The sequence below is a fragment of the Actinomadura sp. WAC 06369 genome (assembly GCF_003947565.1).
GTDB classification, from domain to species: domain Bacteria; phylum Actinomycetota; class Actinomycetes; order Streptosporangiales; family Streptosporangiaceae; genus Spirillospora; species Spirillospora rifamycini.
Window position 1 is genome coordinate 33540 of the sequence record NZ_QHJN01000049.1, and the last position, 15434, is coordinate 48973.

The following is a 15434-nucleotide window of genomic DNA, read 5'->3' on the forward strand; positions in this document are numbered from 1 at the left end:
CCGGCGAGGACCGGGGCCCGCGCCCCGGACGACCTCGGCTGGTGGCGTCGGTGTTGTGGATCGGGCGCTGCGCGCTCACCGCGCTGCCGGATCGGCCGTTACTCGAAGGCTAGGGCTGGTTATGGGTGATGGAGGATGTGGTCTTTTTGTAATGGCGCATGAGACGGCCACTGGTGGGATGTGGGGCCTCGTGGTCGAAGGCGAAGCCGCAGGAAGTGATCAGCTCATGGTAGGCGGCTGCTCCGGGAAGGGACGCTTCGAAACTGATGACGGCTCCGGCCAGATCCGGATCTTGAGCGAAGGGCTCTCTAAGGGCGCCGATCGCTTCCTGCATGTAGTTGCCGAGCCAGTGGCGGCGAATGATGGCGACAGTACCCTCGGGTTTCTGGTTCTCGTCGGGCATAAACCCGAAGAAACCGATGACTGGGCCGCCGTCCTTGATCTCGAGGGTGTATGCAGTATAGCCGTGGGTGTGCAGGGATTCCATCCTCTGATCATGGAAGCACTGAATGCGCTCTTGAGTCCAGACCTTCCGAGTTCCCATGTGTTCCAGTGCGATGGGGTCGGTATACAACTCGTTCAGGGCTTCCAAGTCGCGGTCGGCTGGTGCGCGGATAATGAGCCGTTTCGTGAAGATGGGCAGGTCGAGCGCCATGGAACCGCCTCCTTTGGTCAGGGGATTTGGACGACCTGGACGGCGTAGCTGAGCCCGGCGCCGAATCCTGCGAGGAGCACGAATTGGCCGGAGCGCAGTTGTTCCCGGTCTCTGAGCCAGGAGAGGGCGAGCGGGATGGACGCGCTGGAGGAGTTGCCCAGTTCGGTGATGGTGGTGGCTACCACCAGGTCTTCGCGGAACGGCAGGCGTGCGGTGAGCGCTTCGATGATGCGCAGGTTGGCCTGGTGCGGAACGAAGGCGTCGATCTGATGGAACCGCACGCCCGCAGCCTCCAGCGCCTGTTCGATCACCGGCGGCAGGTTCTTGGCGACCCACTTGAACAGGGCGGGGCCCATCATGTTCCAACTCAACCGTTGTGGTACGGCCGACGACCTCGCGGATGGCCAACTGGCGCCCTGCTGGAGATAATCCCGGCGTTCCCCGTCGCTGCCCCATATCATCGGCCCGATTCCGCCGGTACCGCTGGGGGCCACCACCACGGCGCCGGCGCCGTCCCCCGAGAGGAAGGCCACCTTTCTATCAGTGGGATCGGTGACGTCGCTGAGCCGCTCGGTGGAGACGACCAGAACGTGATGGGCGGCCCCGGCGCTGATGAGCGAGTCGGCCATGCCGACGGCGTGGGTGAAGCCCGAGCACGCGGCATTGAGATCAAAGGCGGCCGGATTGCGCAGCTCGAGACGTGCGGCGATCTCCGGGCCTAGGGCGGGAAACTGATTCAGGTAGGTGGAGGTGGTGGTGATCACGCAATCAATGCGCTCGGGGGCAATGCCGGAATCGGTGATGGCGTCGCGGGCGGCGGCCTCGCCCATCACGGCCAAGGTCTCCTTGTCGTCGGCCCACCGGCGCTCCAGAATCCCTGACCTTTCGACGATCCAGGCGCTATCGGTGTCGATGCCCTGGCAGATTTCGTCGTTGGTCAGCACCAGAGAAGGCTGGTAGGCCCCGAGGCCGGTGAGCGCGTTGCCCGACAGGTTCGGGCAGCTCATGCGAGCCTCCGTCCGGCCTTGCCGTGCAGGCCGTTGCCCGTCGGCCGGACGTGGCCGAGGCGAACCTGAGAGATACCGATGATGCGCATGCTGTCGAAGTCCTCCGGATGGGAGCCATGCATGGTCTGCCGGCCTGCGGACGCGGCGACGGGTACGGACGGGCGGCTGGCCCGCTCGCGTTTCTGGCGGGCTGTCAAACTCGGTCGGGGGAGGTACTCGACACCGTTTGCGCCAATTCAGCCAAAGTGGCGCTGGGGTTCATGGCGTCGTCATCCAGATTGATGCCGTAGTGCTGCTCGATTCGAAGGACGAGTTCGACCATCGACATGGAATTTATGCCCAGTTCTCCGATAACGGCATGAGGGGAGAGATCTGTCGGGTTTGTCTCAGCAAATTTGGCGACCATCGCCGTGACGTCTCGCAGCGTTTCGCTCATGACTCGCCTCCTTGGAACGATGTGGTGTGAGCAAGCACACGATGCGAGGGAAACGTGCAACCCGCCACGGGAGCTGCGCGTTCAGATGCTTCCCGCGTCGGCGCGCCGGCGATATGAGCGATGCCGTTCCACCTCACGAGTCTCACCTACCCGATAGGCACTCTTGACAATTAGGCATCACTTAGAATAAGTGCATGGACGACGACATTGCTACCATCGCCGGTCTCATCCGCCGCCATTCGCTCGAAGATCTCCGGTGACCTCCTGTATAAGGAATCCCGACGCGCCTTCCATTGGGTGTTAGCAATGGCCACTTAAGGCGCCGGGGGTGCCAGGTCGCCGCCGGATATCGGTATCGGCTGACACAATGCCGCGCCATGAGCAAGAGGGAGGGCGCCCCGCTTGCCGGGCTGGACGACGCCACCGTCCTGTCATCGGAGGCCAGTGCAGCGATCGGCGTCCTCGAGGACGCCCATACGGTCCGAGCGGACGGCGTGCGGGTACATCGCTGACGCATCGAGAACGCCACTGTGGCGGTGCCCCGTGCGGAGCAGTGGGGAAACCGGTCGATGTGCAGGTAGACCGTCGCCCGATCGAGCCACATCCCCGAAGCCGGGATCCGACGTCGACACCTGCGCTTCACGGTCATCGGGGCCCGTCGAGCACCACCGCGCCGCGGACGCTGCGCGGGTCTCGCGCGTCTACCCACGTGAGCCCGTCCCGGTCCAGCGCCGGTCGATTCGTCCTTTCCTCGGTTCCGTCCGGGCGCGTCATCGGGCGGCCCTGTTCGAGTGCGGCAGCGATCTCGGTCAGCCAGTCCGGCAAGGGCCACCCGTTCGGGGAAGGGTAGGGGGCGTCCCCCGCATCGACCGCCCAGCCGCCGAGGTTGCCGTAGGAGGGCTCGCCCTTGCGCGCGTCGACGTACCAGCCGTACCAGGTGTCCCCGGGCCTGCGGGCGAACGGCAGAATGCCCGCCTCCCGCTCCCACTCGTCGGTATGCGTCCGATACTCACGGACCAGCCCGTCGAGCGGCAGCATCGTCCAGCCGTTCGGAAGGATCCCGGCGACGTGCACAGCGTCGGGCGTCCGGTCTTCGTCCACACCGTCATGGATGCGGTACCAAGCCGCCAGCGTCGCGGGAAACTCCACCCCTATGGCCGCCGCCGCCGCGCCGATGTCGGCTTCACCGGCCGGCGGGCGCAGCAATGCGGCCGAAGCCGGTGCGTGAACGCGCAGCCAGGCTTCCACCCGGTCCCAGGCTGCGATCAGCCGCTCGACACCGCCAATATCACTACCCATATACCCACATTACAAATGACCGGCGACATGAAGACCTCAATATCCGAATCGCTCGCCTTTGGAGCCAATGAGCGAAGCTTTCGTTGAGCGAAGTTCTCGATCTATTCGCTTTGGTCGTCGAGCGAGAGTCATTGCTCGACAATATGGCACAGCGAGACCGCTGCATGGCGAAGGTGATACGGACGGGGGGCACCTTTAGGACCCGAGCCCGCTTCCGAATAATCGTCCCGGTGCTTGAGGCCCGATCGTCGAAAGTTTCCCTGAGTCGGTATCAGGACAGCAGCCCACTTTTGGGTGCCTCCCCGGTGGCACGCTTGTGCCCTTCAACGGTGTTGTCGGAGCACAGCCAGATGGTGAGCGGCCATGCGGTGCTCGGCTCCGGCGCCGCTGCTGCGACCGGCCTCTCGGCCGTGCGGTGGGAACGGTGTGTGGCACATGTGCCGGGTGACCCATGGCAATTACCCGATCCTCGTTCACCAATGAAGAACCGCCATTCAGCGCGCTTGCCGGTTGACGGGGACCCGCTTGGCTGCAGACTGTCACTCCGCGTTAACGGGAACGCGGCTGATGGGACGGGTCCGAAGCCAGTACGAGCGGGCGGCGGCGGTCAGCGCGACCCCGTACACGGCGATCGCGGCCATGCCGATCCAGGCGACCAGCAGTGCGTCATCGGCGGTGTGGAAGTCCCCGCGCGGCATCGGCAGAACACCGGCCGTGGCCAGGGCCGAGTAGCCGGCCCCCAGCACCCCGTACGGAGCGAGGGTTGCGGCGCCGACCAGGGCCGGGGTCAGGGGGAGCCAGCGCGGGACGCGGCGGCCGCGCAGGAACGGCGTCCAGTGCGGGAAGACCTGCCCCCACGGCCGCACCAGAGCCCAGAGCAGGACGACGCCGAGTGCGGCCAGGAGCGCGGTGCCGTCCAAGCCCCAGGATTCCAGGGTGAGCCAGACCCCCGAAGCGCCGTTGCGCTCGGAGATCGCCAGCATCTCCGCGCCGGTCATCCCCGCGAATGTGCCGCCGGACGCCCAGACCAGCTTCATCACCACGTAAGGGAGGAAGGCCACCGTCCCCGCGCAGGCTGCCAGGTGAACCGGGCGAGAGGCGGCCGAGGGCGAGAGGCGGGCCGGTTCGCCGACCGTCGCGGTGAACGGACCGCGGTCGGAGCGGGCGGTGGCCGCGAGCAGGACCACCCCGGCCGCCGACAGCGCATGGTTGGCTGCGGCCGCCCAGCTGTCCACCGCCTGGCCGAACATCAGCGTGATGACGTCCATCAGCAGGCTGAACGCGCCGATCGCCGCCAGCCCGCAGACCGCCCACAGCAGCGCCCGCAGCATGGGCCGCAGCCCGTATCGCGCCACCGCACCACTGGCCAGCGCCGCCAGCGCCCCCACCGCCGCCACCGCCCACCCCATCGCGGCAGGCCCCGGGTCGCCGCCCAGGTAGAGCAACGGGGTCTCACTGAGCGCGCCTGCCAGCCCGAAGCCGGCGAACGCCACCCCCCACACCATCGTCGCCCGGCCCGCCCATCGTGGCCACCGCCGCCACCACGCGTGCCAAGGCGCCCTCATCGTCGGTCCGACACCAGTCATGCTCCGAACATCGCGTGACTGTGACGGCATGGCCTCGCCCATCAGGGCGATCTGTCTCCCCCTACCGAGTGAATGGCCTGCTGAAGCTCAGGAAGATTTCGCAGTGTGTGATGCCGCCTCAACTGGCCATCCGCGGAATTTGGCACTGGGTATCCAGTCGCCGAACGTGGCGGTGGACCATCTCTTCGGCGAACTCGCGGACCCGCTCGCGTCGGACGGCAAGCTGCGGGCCGGCGTCGCAGAGGCTGTCGAGGCGGTGCCGGGCTTCGAGGTCCAGGCGGGGTTGCTCAAGAACCAGGCGGTGGCCTGGCGAACGGTCGGTGGCCGCGGGGCGGTCGGTGCAGGCAGCCCGGCCCGCCAGGGTCGAAGGCATTGCCGGACATGGTGACGGCGCCGGGATAGCCGGGGGTGGTTAGTTCGTCACTCCTGCTCTCTACTGCGCGCCGAACCGGCCGTAGTCGTCAGCCAGCGGCGGACGTCGGCCAGCGCGGTGCCGTTGCTGTCGGCGTCGATGCCGGTGGCCAGGTCGGCGATGGTGATGGCGGACAGGGCAGCGGACCAGGCGTCCTGGGCGGCCGCCATGGCACGGGCGATCGCACACGGTTGCGAGCATTGATCGGCAGGGACGGCCAGTGGCCCGTTCTGCCGGATCTCGGTGCAGCGGTAGGCGGGCTCGGTTCCGTCGATGGCCTGGACGACTTCCAGGACGGTGATCGCGGACGCGGGTCGGGTGAGGGTGTAGCCACCGACCTGTCCCGCGGTGGAGTGCACGATGCCCGCTCGGGACAGCCCCTGCAGGTGCTTGGCCAGGTAGGCGCGAGGGATGCCGTGCAGCTCCGCGAGTCGCGCCGCCGGCACCGGCTCCCCGGCCTGACTGAGCGTGACACAGCCGTGGAGCGCCCATTCGACCCCGTTGGACAGCTTCATGCTGCCATCCTACCGATCTCGGACAAAGCTTGTCCGCGTTGTGATATATCTCGGATACCGATTGTCCGAGATCAACTGGAGCGGGCGTGACACAGACTCAGGAACCGGACGTCCAGGTGCGGACGGCCCTCGGCATGGCGGCCATCGCGCTGTTCGTCGCGGCGGCCAATCTCCGGCCGGCGATCGCCGCGGTGTCTCCGCTGGTGGACCGCATCCGAACGGATGTGAGCCTGTCGGCCACAGGAGTGGCGCTGCTGACGACCATCCCGACGCTGGCGATGGGGGTCTGCGCGCCCTTGGCGGCCGTGGTCGGCCGCAGGTTCGGGCTTCACGGCGGAGTCATGCTGGGGCTCGGCATCATCGCGGTCGCGACGGCGGCTCGCGGTTTCGGTGACTCGACGGTGCTGCAGATGAGCTGCGCCGCCGTCGTCGGGGCCGGCATCGCGATCGCGCAGACGCTGCTGCCTGCCGTGGTCAAGATGCGGTTCGCCGGGCGGGCCGGGCTGGTCACCGGTATCTACACCGCCGGTCTCGGCCTGGGCGGCGCGGTCGCCGCAGGTGTCAGTGCGCCGCTGGCCGACGCCCTCGGCTCCTGGCCCGGCGCGCTGGCGTCCTGGGCCGTGCTCGCGCTCGCGGGCATGGTGATGTGGAGGGCCGCCAAGGGCGCACTCGCCCTGGACGGTGTCGCAGACACGGCCGGGCCGACCACGAGCGGGCTGCCGTGGCGCAGCGGCGCGGCTTGGCGCGTCACGGCCCTGTCCGCCGGAAACTCCGCGCTCTACTACTGCGAACTGGCCTGGGTGGCGCCGCTGCTCCACGATGACGGGGGGCACAGCGAGACCGTCGCCGGCGCGCTGCTGACCGGGATGATCTCCATCCAGGTCGTCGCGATGCTGGCCGTCCCGGCCTTGCTGGGCGAACGGACGGACAAGCGCCTCGGGTTGGCGCTGACCACGGCGATGACCGCCATCGGCTTCGCGGGGTTGGCGGCCGTTCCGGGGACCGCGACCTGGGTGTGGATCCTGGCTCTGGGCATCGGCCACGGCGGTCTGTTCACGCTCGTGTTGACGCTGCCGGTGGTGATCGGCCGTGATGCGGCCGAGGCGGGGCGAATCAGCGCGATGGCTTTCTTCGTCGGCTACGCCTGTGCCGCGCTGGCCCCCGTGCTGATCGGCTTCCTGCGCGACAGCCTCGGCGATTTCCACCTGGCGTTCGGCCTCCTGGCCGTGCTGGCCGCGCTGATGCTGTCGGCCATCGCACCGCGCTTCCCGAAGCATTCCTAGGGCCACGCGTTTTCCGGACGACTTCTGGACTGGAACCTCTTCGCGGTGATATGTGGCCGCGAACGCGGGAGTGCCACCGGCCACGAGGCAACAGCGAAACTTGTCCGCGTTCTCCACCAGCCCGGAGATGCTGGGCCTGCTTCGCTTCCGCGTCGGTCTCGGCCTCGGCGGCGGCGTGTCCACCGCCGTCAGTTGAACAACGCGGTGATGTACAGCGGCTACTACTTCGGCGGCATCCTCACCGCGCTGGCAGGTCTGCTCCTGCTGCCGCACGTGGACTTCCGGGTCTTGTACGCGCTCGGTGCGCTGCCCACGGTATTCCTGTCCACCTTCGCCTCATTGCACGACGAGGCCATGAAACACCGGACTTCCCCCTCGCCCGCCTAGATTTTCCTGCCGACTCCCCCGACGACGTCCATGGCCCGCGGGGCGTTGGGGTGGCCGAGTTCGGGGCGCCATAGCGGTACGGGAGCGACGCCCGGCTCGACCAGCTGCAAGCCTTCGAAGAAGCGGGCGATCTGCTCCGGGCTCCGCAACCGGTAGGGGACGGCACCGGTCTCGTCGTAGCCTTGCTGCGCCCGGTTGAATTCCTCGTTGGTGTCGGTGCCGTCGTTGAGGGCAAGGAAACTGCCCGAAGGCAGCGGGTCCAGAAGTTGCGACACGATCGTGCGGGCTTCGCCGTGGTCGGTGATATGGCCGAGGACGCCCATGAACAGCAGGCCGATCGGCTCGTCGAAGTCCAGCAGCCGACTGGCCTGCTCCAGGATCCGGTCGGGGTGGCGCATGTCGGCGTCGATGTAGTCGGTGGAGCCTTCCGGGGTCCCGACGAGGAGGGCATGGGCGTGGGCGAGGACGAGCGGATCGTTGTCGACGTAGACGACGCGGCATTCCCGCGCGAGGGTCTGGGCGACCTGGTGCGTGTTGTCCTCGGTGGGCAGGCCGGTGCCGACGTCGAGGAACTGCCGGACTCCCGCTTCGCCGACCAGGTATCGGATCGCGCGGCCGAGGAACGCCCGTTCCGTTTGCGCCAGGTCGAAAATTCCAGGGAAGAGGCGGGCGTAGTCGTCGCCCGCCTGCTGATCGACGGCGAAGTTGTCTTTGCCTCCGAGCCAATAGTTCCAGATGCGCGCCGAGTGCGGAACGCTGGTGTCGATCCCGCGCATGAGGTCCTTCTCGGCCGCTGCCAGGAAGTCTTCGTCGCTCGCCATGGTGATCTCCAGATCCGGGTCGCCTGCGCCGACCCTCCCATGACAGCAGATGCTCCGCCCTATGGCACGGGTCGGTGGCCTTCTGGCTGAGACCGGTCAGATGAGTTCACGCAGAAAGCGCACGCTTTCGCAGGGCGGTAGCGCCTCGACCAGGTAGGTGGAGAACACGGCAGCGAGATAGCTGACCTCGGGCTTGTGAGTGACATAAAACCCGTTGGTGCGATGTTCGAGGAACACCATGTCGTTGATATGGGAATCGGGGAACCTCATGATCGTGAGCGGACCGTCCTCCACGGCCCTGCTGGCCCTGTCGGCCGGTATCACCTGGATCGTGATGTTGCGCTGCTCCGCGAGCGTCAGGAGATGCCGCACCTGCGCCCGCAGCACCGGTCGGCTGCCCAGGTCCTCGCGGAGGACGTCTTCATGGAAGACGATCCAGAGCTTCGGTGCATCCGGGCGGTGCAGGATTTCCTGCCGGCACAGCCGCAGCTCCACTCTGCGCTGCAAGACTTCATCCGGGCAGTTCGGGAGGTCTGCGGCGATGGCGAGTCGAGCGTATTCGCCGGTTTGCAGCAGACTGGGTATGCGGCGCGGAGCATACGTTCTGATCTCTGCCAGTTCCGGCTCGGCTGTTACGTAGAGTTCGAACCAGTCCGGAACGACGTCTTGATAGGTTCGCCAGGGGGCGTGGTGACCGCGCCTTCGCAACTCGTCGATGAACTGATCGTCGACGTCTCGAACGTAGCGCCCACTCTGGACGCCCGGCACAGGCAACCCCGCAGGGAACCGAGGGACATTGAGGCCGGCTTCCCAGGCGTCTTCTGCCGCTTGCCATGAGTCCGCCGAGATGCCGGCGCCCGCGGGTCGTCCGTCCGCGACCCGACCGCCTTGCCCAGGTGCCACAGCCTCGACCGGCGGAGCGTCTATGCGCCGGTGACGATCTCGCAGTTCGTCCAGCGTGATCATGGCGCTCGTGTCCCGCCCCCTCTCCTCGGCCAACCGGTACAGCGTCGCCCACAGGGACTCGAGCAGTTCCCACCTGGGGACGCGCCCCGCGGGCTTCCTCCACAGGTCGTTGGCCGTTGAGCGCGGAACCCGCTCGACCTGGACGCCGCACACGCGATGTCCGGTTTCCTCGAGTTCCCTCGATTTCTGATCGATCGCTGTAAAAGACACCGCCCCCACTATGTCGCGATTGTAGGCCAACACCCGAATCACTTCGTTACGGCAATATATGCGACCTTTGTCCATATTGACCGTCCTTGTCGCGGATGTTGCGGACCGTTGAAACCGGCATGATGCCAGCTCCACCCGGAACGGAACGGTCACATGACACATTCACGGTCCCGGGCGCGTACTGCCAGGTCTATGCCGATAGCGCATCAGGCGGTCAACTGTCACGCCCTAGGAGCATCCCGGATGAATCCCGGATGTACGTGACGGTAACTCGCGTCCATCCGAGATCCATCCGGGGTCCGTCCGGAGTCGGGCATTCGCCGGCTCTCGCGGGCGGCGGGCAGGCAGCGTGGTTCTCGCCCTGCCCGACCCCATCGTGGAAGGCCGACCGTTGATCGACCACCGGACCGAACCGTCCGCGAACTCCTCCGGCGACGACCCTCGAATGGCCGACGACCGGACCGATGAAGACGCCTACCTGGCTCTCGCACTGGTCACAGTCTGGGCTCTACGCAGTGGACGGCCGCTGCCGGCCGTCCCCCTCGGCGAACTGACGACCGAGGAACTGGAGACCTTTTGGGCGGATGAGCAGATGCGTTGCGACAACGATTCTCACTATCCCTGCCCACACCATTGACGAGGGACCGCCTTACGCCCCTCCCCCGGCTTTCAGCAGGTCCCTCGAAACCTGTCGCACCCCAGACCCCACCGCACTGCATCGACCAAGCGAGTTCACACCATGAATACGACTCTCATCGGCCTCGACATTCCGAACTTCGGCGACGAGCGCCGCACCCGCGACGTCCAGCAGTTCCTGCGCGGCAGCATGTACGACGTCGTCGCCGACTCGCTCGCCATCACGGGGCTGCACTGGCACGAGTGCCACCACGAAGACCGCGGCGACGGCGCTTTGATCATCGCGCCGCCGACGGCGCACGCCTTCCACGTCCTCGACCCCCTGGCGCACCACCTCACCGCCCGCCTGCGCCGCGCCAACCGGATCACCAACGACGTCGCCCGGCTGCGGCTGCGCGTGGCCGTCCACAGCGGCGACGTCCATTTCGACACGCACGGAGTACTCGGCCACGCGGTGATGCGTCTCTTTCGGCTGCTGGACGCTCCGGCGTTCAAGCAGGCGATGAGCGCCGCCCCGGACTCCGACGTCGGCATGCTGGTCTCCGACGACCTCTACCGCGCCGCCGTGGCCGACGACGCCGTCGACCGGGACGCCTACCGCCCGCTGTACGTGACCTGCAAGGAGACCCGCAACGTCCGGGCGCACCTCTGGATGCCGCCCCGGCACGCCCGGTAGATCGCCGCGCGTCGCTGGTCCGGCAGTACTCGCTGTGCGGGGACCCCGCGCGGCGGAACCGTGGCGGATCGCCGTCCGGCGACGCTGCGGTATCTCGGCAGGTCGAGGAGGGCGTGCCGAATCTGGACGCCGTCCGCGCGTTCGGGGACGGGACGGCGACGGTGAGGCCGAGCGCCGAACGCGGCAGGTCGACGGCGACCAGGTGACCTCGTCGCGGGAGAGCCGGAACCGGCCGTGAGCTGGTTACCCCGGCGTCCGGGACCGGCCGTCGGGTTGCGGGTCGTTGCGAGTCATCTGATCGGTTGGTTGTAGATGAAGACCGACCCGTCGGCCATGACTTCCAGGCGGCTGGTGTCGCCGTCGACGGCCTCTTGCGCGGCCTTCCACACTCGCGGGTCGGGCTTGCGCACCGTCACAGGTCCCGAGCGGGCGGCTGCGGAACGCCGGGGCGGGGACGGCTTTTCGGCCGGTGCGGATCGCCCGGTGCGCCGGGCGGGCTCGGAGTCGACGTTCTCGTCGCCGAAGCCGGCCCGGAGAAGGTCGTACAGGTCGGGCTTGGACTTGCGGGTCATTGTTCTCCCTGGGGTACCGGTCAAGCTGGCGAGGCGCACGCATGGACGGGCCGCTGTCAGGAACCGTCTCACGGGTTGCTCCTCTCGTCACGATCATGGACCGTGACACGGCCTGATGCCGAATGGGCGCCCGGCTCGAACGGGTCGGCTGCGTCCAGGGCCGTGGTCCAGGCCGAGGATGCGGCGCGGGGCGCGGACCAGGAGTTGAGCGGAGCGACCCGGCTTGCTCGGCCGGTGCCCGGATCCGGGCGTGAGAGCAGTTGCCCCCTTCGAGGGCTACTCCCGCCGACCGGATGAGGGACGCGGACCATGCCGCCGGCGCCCCGGCGGGCCCGGCAGGTGGTGCCGGGGCCGGCCAGGGTGTCGATGATGCCGACTATTACTGCGTCTCTCGGATCAGGGTCGCGGACTGGCCGGAGAACTCCACGACGGCATTGCGCGGTGCGGCCTGCACCCACTTCTCGAAACCGTCCATGTTGCACTTGCTGTCACCGGGGGGCCGGCTGCCGTCCGGGCAGGTGTCATCGGCGACGTAGAGGACGGTGGCGTTGGCGGTGAAGAAGGCGACGCCGCCGACGGTGAACTTGCCCGGCGCCAGGTAGCGCAGCTGTCCCCACTTGGACTTGATCTGCCGGCCGCCCGGCGTCTCGCTCGAAGGCTCCTGGGCCGCCGGAGTGCCCTGCGCCTCGGGGGACGAGGCGTTCGGCGCGGAAGCGGCGCCGCCCGAGGTGGAGGTCTCGCTCGGGGCGGGCGTGGAAGCGCCGGACGGGGCGGGCGGCGCCGCCGCGGAGTCGCCGGTACCGGTGCCGTCGCAGGCCGTCAGGCCGAGCGCCAGCGCCGCCGCCAAGCCGGTGACCAGGATCTTCTGCATAGGTGCCGCTCCCATTTCCGTGCGCAGCCCCTGTGGCCGCGTTGTGAAAGGTGAGATGCGGGTGTGATCCGGGGAGTTGGCGCGCCCGGCTGTGATCAGTTCGACCCCGTCCGGCCTGAACTCGCGCGCACTTACGGACGTCCTGGGACTTACCGCGGCACGAAGAAGTTCGTGCGGTTTCGCATCTTTCGCCGTCCAGGACGATCGTGGGGGCCGGCGCGGTTTTCCGAGTGCTGGGGGACGGCCGGGAACTCGGCGCCGACGGCTCCCTGCCGGGTCGTGGTGGGCAACGCCGTGCCCGGATCCGGTTCATGGTCGGTCGGCGCGATGTGGCCCAGGTGACGTCTCGCTGAGCGAGAATGCGCCGGGAACCATCGGTGTTGTGAAATATCTTCCGGCTGGTGGTGAACCGACAGCGAACGTTCCCGGCCCTCCTCTCGCCCGGCAAGATCGGGCCCATCGCGCTGGCCAACCGAGTGGTCCTCCCCGCGATGGACATGAACCTCTGCGAGGACGGTGAGATCCATCAGGGCGATATAGACCACTACGCGGCCCGCGCCAGGGGCGGCACCGGGATGATCATCACGGGCTGCTGCGCCGTCGCCTATCCGCAGGGCTGCACGAGCCGCAAGGAGCCGGGCCTGTCCGAGGACCGGTTCATCCCCGGGCTCAAGGCGCTGGCCGACGCGGTCCACGAGGCCGGCAGCAAGCTGTGCGTGCAGATGGTGCACCACGGCAAGGTCGCCCGGATCGACACGCTGGACGGCCGGCCGCAGCTGGTGCCGTCCGTCCCGAAGCCTCCCGGCGACATGAGCATGATGATCGACTGCACGCCCGAGGAACTCGGGAAGATGGCCGCGATCCAGGAGGGCAAGAAGGCCGCCCACCGTGAGGCCACCCACGAGGACCTCGCGTGGCTGGTCCGGATGTTCGCGGAGGCGGCGGGCCGCGTGAAGGCCGCCGGCGGCGACGCCGTCGAGATCCACTGCGCCCACAACTACGTGCTCGGCGGGTTCCTGAGCCGCTACTCGAACCAGCGCACCGACGAGTACGGCGGGACGCTCGAGAACCGGGCGCGGCTGTCGTGCGAGGTGATCCGCGCGGTCAAGGAAGAGGTCGGGGACGGCCTCGCCGTCATCGTGCGGCTGGCGGGCCAGGAGTACGGCGAGTCCGAGGGGCTGACGCCCGACGAGGCCGCCCGTGCCGCCGCCATGTTCGAGCAGGCCGGGGCCGACGCCATCCACGTCACCGGCACCGCGCTGAACGCGTTCGCGAACTTCACCGACGGCCCGCTGCCCGACAAGGTCGGCTTCTACACCGCCAACGCCGCGGTCGTGAAGCGGGCGGTGTCGATCCCGGTCATCACCGTCGGCCGCATGCTGCCCGAGGTCGGCGAGCGGATGATCGCCGAGGGGCACACCGACTTCGTCGCCATGGGCCGTCAGCTGCTGGCCGATCCGGACCTGGTCGACAAGCTGAAGGCGGGCCTCAGCGAGCAGGTCCGCCCGTGCATCAACTGCTATGTGTGCGTGCAGGAGAACTTCTGGGACGCCACCCCGCTGTGCGCGGTCAACCCCGCGCTGGGCGACGAGACGCTGCTGCCGTTCCCGCGCACCACGACCCCCAAGCACGTCGTCGTCGTGGGTGCCGGACCGGGCGGTATGGAGACGGCCCGGGTCGCCGCCGAGCGCGGCCACCGCGTCACCCTGCTGGACAAGACCGACCGTCTCGGCGGGACCCTGTGGTTCTCGACGCTGACCACCCCCGACAACGAGCGCCTGCTGAAGTGGCTCGCCCAGGAGGTGCGGCGGGCCGGTGTCGACGTCCGGTTGAAGACCGAGGCCACCGCCGCCACGATCAAGGCGCTCGCGCCGGACGCCGTGGTCGTCGCCACGGGTGCCGTGCGCGGACGTCCGGACGTGCCGGGCGGCGACCTGCCCCACGTGCACACCGGTGACAGCCTGCGCGACCTGATGACCGGCACCGGTGACGTCTCGGGGCAAAGGCCGCTCCTACGGATCGCCGGCAGGCTCGGCGGTCTCGCCGGCATCACCAAGAGCCCCGCCAGGATTCGCGACCTGAGCCGCAGGTTCCTCAGGTTCCTGCCGATGAGCAAGGACGTCGTCGTGATCGGCGGATCGCTCGTCGGTCTCGAACTCGCGGAGTTCCTCGCCGAGCGCGGCAGCCGGGTGACCCTGGTCGAGGAGGGCCGGCAGCTCGGTGTGCCGATGGCGATGCCCCGCCGCTGGACGGCCGTCAAGCACGCCGGCGAGCTGGGCGTGAAGATCCACCGCAACGCGACCGTCGAGCGCGTCACCCCGAAGACCGTCGAGTTCACGGTCGAAGGCGAGTCGCGGTCCGCGCCGGCGAGCATGGTCGTCGTGGCGGCGGGCGTCTCGGCGGCGGCGCCGCTCGCCGACGAGCTGGCCGGGGCGGGCGTCGCGGTCCACCTCGTCGGCGACGCCGGCGAGGTCGGCTACATCGAGGGCGCGATGCACTCGGCGTGGAAGGTGGCCACCGCGATCTGACCGCGGCCGGCGGCGCCCTGCGGGAGCGGGACGATGGAGCGCCGCTGCTCAGACGGTGCAGGTCCGATCGCGATTGTTGACAGTATGCCCGGACATGACAGCATGCTGTCCGTTAGCGCCTCGGTGAACCTGGAGTACCGCATGCCCTCTGCATCCCGTCCGCTCCGAGTCTCGCGCGACATCGTCATCGCCGCACCGCCGTCGGCGGTGTTCTCGGTGCTCGCCAACCCTCATCGCCACCCCGATTTCGACGGTTCCGGCACCGTGCAGAACGCGATCTCGGGCCCGGAGCGACTGGCGCTGAACGACAAGTTCAAGACGGCCATGAAGATGTTCGGCATGCCTTACCGGATCGTCAACACGGTCGTCGAGTTCGAGGCGGACCGGCGGATCGCGTGGTGCCACCCCGGCAAGCACCGGTGGCGCTACGAACTCGAGGAGGCCGACGGCGGCACGCGCGTGACCGAGACCTGCGACTTCTCCACGTCGCCGCTGCGCGGCCTGCTCGTGCGCACGCCGATCCCCCAGCGGAACGCCGAGGGCATCGAGAAGACGCTGCCGCGGCTCAAGGCGC

General features: G+C 68.3%; 18 protein-coding genes. 8 read left to right on the forward strand and 10 right to left on the reverse strand.

Annotation, left to right across the window (positions count from 1 at the left end; genetic code table 11):
* Nucleotides 1–109: 109 nt before the first annotated feature.
* From DMH08_RS15775 to DMH08_RS15785, 3 genes are all read right to left on the reverse strand, one after another.
* On the reverse strand, nucleotides 110–655 hold the full coding sequence (locus tag DMH08_RS15775) for a GNAT family N-acetyltransferase (RefSeq protein WP_125615134.1): 546 nt from the start codon (nucleotides 653–655) through the stop codon (nucleotides 110–112).
* 17 nt (nucleotides 656–672) lie between these two features.
* The gene (locus DMH08_RS15780; RefSeq protein WP_125615137.1) at nucleotides 673–1662 is read right to left on the reverse strand and encodes a beta-ketoacyl-ACP synthase III; all 990 of its coding nucleotides are present in this window, start codon (nucleotides 1660–1662) and stop codon (nucleotides 673–675) included.
* A 193-nt stretch (nucleotides 1663–1855) separates the two neighbouring features.
* Nucleotides 1856–2098, reverse strand: coding sequence for an acyl carrier protein (locus DMH08_RS15785; protein WP_125615140.1), 243 nt, complete (start codon nucleotides 2096–2098; stop codon nucleotides 1856–1858).
* A gap of 377 nt (nucleotides 2099–2475) precedes the next feature.
* Here DMH08_RS15785 and DMH08_RS42385 point away from each other — a divergent pair, with 377 nt between their 5' ends.
* Nucleotides 2476–2610: a hypothetical protein gene (locus tag DMH08_RS42385; RefSeq protein WP_267898550.1), complete on the forward strand. Its 135-nt coding sequence runs from the start codon at nucleotides 2476–2478 to the stop codon at nucleotides 2608–2610.
* A gap of 133 nt (nucleotides 2611–2743) precedes the next feature.
* On the opposite strand, the gene DMH08_RS15790 is transcribed toward DMH08_RS42385, so the two are convergent.
* Complete coding sequence (locus tag DMH08_RS15790; protein ID WP_125615143.1) at nucleotides 2744–3397, reverse strand: SMI1/KNR4 family protein; 654 nt, start codon at nucleotides 3395–3397, stop codon at nucleotides 2744–2746.
* 539 nt (nucleotides 3398–3936) lie between these two features.
* Nucleotides 3937–4890: a hypothetical protein gene (locus DMH08_RS41005; RefSeq protein ID WP_199747813.1), complete on the reverse strand. Its 954-nt coding sequence runs from the start codon at nucleotides 4888–4890 to the stop codon at nucleotides 3937–3939.
* A 121-nt stretch (nucleotides 4891–5011) separates the two neighbouring features.
* Between DMH08_RS41005 and DMH08_RS15805 the strand changes: the two genes are divergently transcribed.
* Nucleotides 5012–5371, forward strand: coding sequence for a hypothetical protein (locus DMH08_RS15805; RefSeq protein ID WP_125615146.1), 360 nt, complete (start codon nucleotides 5012–5014; stop codon nucleotides 5369–5371).
* A gap of 32 nt (nucleotides 5372–5403) precedes the next feature.
* Here the strand turns inward: DMH08_RS15805 and DMH08_RS15810 are convergent, their stop codons facing one another.
* Nucleotides 5404–5910 carry an RrF2 family transcriptional regulator gene (locus DMH08_RS15810; RefSeq protein ID WP_026405034.1) on the reverse strand — a complete coding sequence of 169 codons (507 nt, stop codon included), beginning with the start codon at nucleotides 5908–5910 and terminating at the stop codon, nucleotides 5404–5406.
* 86 nt (nucleotides 5911–5996) lie between these two features.
* Between DMH08_RS15810 and DMH08_RS15815 the strand changes: the two genes are divergently transcribed.
* Together DMH08_RS15815 and DMH08_RS15820 are read left to right on the forward strand one after the other, a co-directional pair.
* Nucleotides 5997–7193 (forward strand): MFS transporter, encoded by a 1197-nt coding sequence (locus tag DMH08_RS15815; protein ID WP_199747814.1) that lies wholly within the window; start codon nucleotides 5997–5999, stop codon nucleotides 7191–7193.
* Between the two features lie 192 nt (nucleotides 7194–7385).
* On the forward strand, nucleotides 7386–7580 hold the full coding sequence (locus tag DMH08_RS15820; RefSeq protein ID WP_125615149.1) for a hypothetical protein: 195 nt from the start codon (nucleotides 7386–7388) through the stop codon (nucleotides 7578–7580).
* Here DMH08_RS15820 and DMH08_RS15825 read toward each other — a convergent pair.
* A complete protein-coding gene (locus DMH08_RS15825) occupies nucleotides 7577–8401 on the reverse strand; it encodes an SAM-dependent methyltransferase (protein ID WP_125615152.1) in 825 nt (274 codons plus the stop codon). The two genes, DMH08_RS15820 and DMH08_RS15825, sit on opposite strands and share 4 nt — an antisense overlap.
* Before the next feature lie 96 nt (nucleotides 8402–8497).
* On the reverse strand, nucleotides 8498–9652 hold the full coding sequence (locus DMH08_RS15830; RefSeq protein ID WP_125615155.1) for a DUF5753 domain-containing protein: 1155 nt from the start codon (nucleotides 9650–9652) through the stop codon (nucleotides 8498–8500).
* Nucleotides 9653–9926: 274 nt separating this feature from the next.
* On the opposite strand from DMH08_RS15830, the gene DMH08_RS15835 reads away from it, so the two are divergent.
* Complete coding sequence (locus DMH08_RS15835) at nucleotides 9927–10214, forward strand: hypothetical protein (protein ID WP_125615157.1); 288 nt, start codon at nucleotides 9927–9929, stop codon at nucleotides 10212–10214.
* Between the two features lie 102 nt (nucleotides 10215–10316).
* Complete coding sequence (locus tag DMH08_RS15840) at nucleotides 10317–10889, forward strand: hypothetical protein (protein ID WP_125615160.1); 573 nt, start codon at nucleotides 10317–10319, stop codon at nucleotides 10887–10889.
* 290 nt (nucleotides 10890–11179) lie between these two features.
* Here the strand turns inward: DMH08_RS15840 and DMH08_RS15845 are convergent, their stop codons facing one another.
* Together DMH08_RS15845 and DMH08_RS15850 are read right to left on the reverse strand one after the other, a co-directional pair.
* A complete protein-coding gene (locus DMH08_RS15845; RefSeq protein WP_026405038.1) occupies nucleotides 11180–11461 on the reverse strand; it encodes a hypothetical protein in 282 nt (93 codons plus the stop codon).
* Nucleotides 11462–11840: 379 nt separating this feature from the next.
* The gene (locus DMH08_RS15850) at nucleotides 11841–12332 is read right to left on the reverse strand and encodes a hypothetical protein (protein ID WP_125615163.1); all 492 of its coding nucleotides are present in this window, start codon (nucleotides 12330–12332) and stop codon (nucleotides 11841–11843) included.
* Between the two features lie 401 nt (nucleotides 12333–12733).
* Here DMH08_RS15850 and DMH08_RS15855 point away from each other — a divergent pair, with 401 nt between their 5' ends.
* Together DMH08_RS15855 and DMH08_RS15860 are read left to right on the forward strand one after the other, a co-directional pair.
* Nucleotides 12734–14860 (forward strand): oxidoreductase, encoded by a 2127-nt coding sequence (locus tag DMH08_RS15855; protein ID WP_199747815.1) that lies wholly within the window; start codon nucleotides 12734–12736, stop codon nucleotides 14858–14860.
* Nucleotides 14861–14944: 84 nt separating this feature from the next.
* On the forward strand, nucleotides 14945–15434 hold a 490-nt coding region (locus DMH08_RS15860), incomplete at its 3' end, for an SRPBCC family protein (RefSeq protein WP_233617622.1).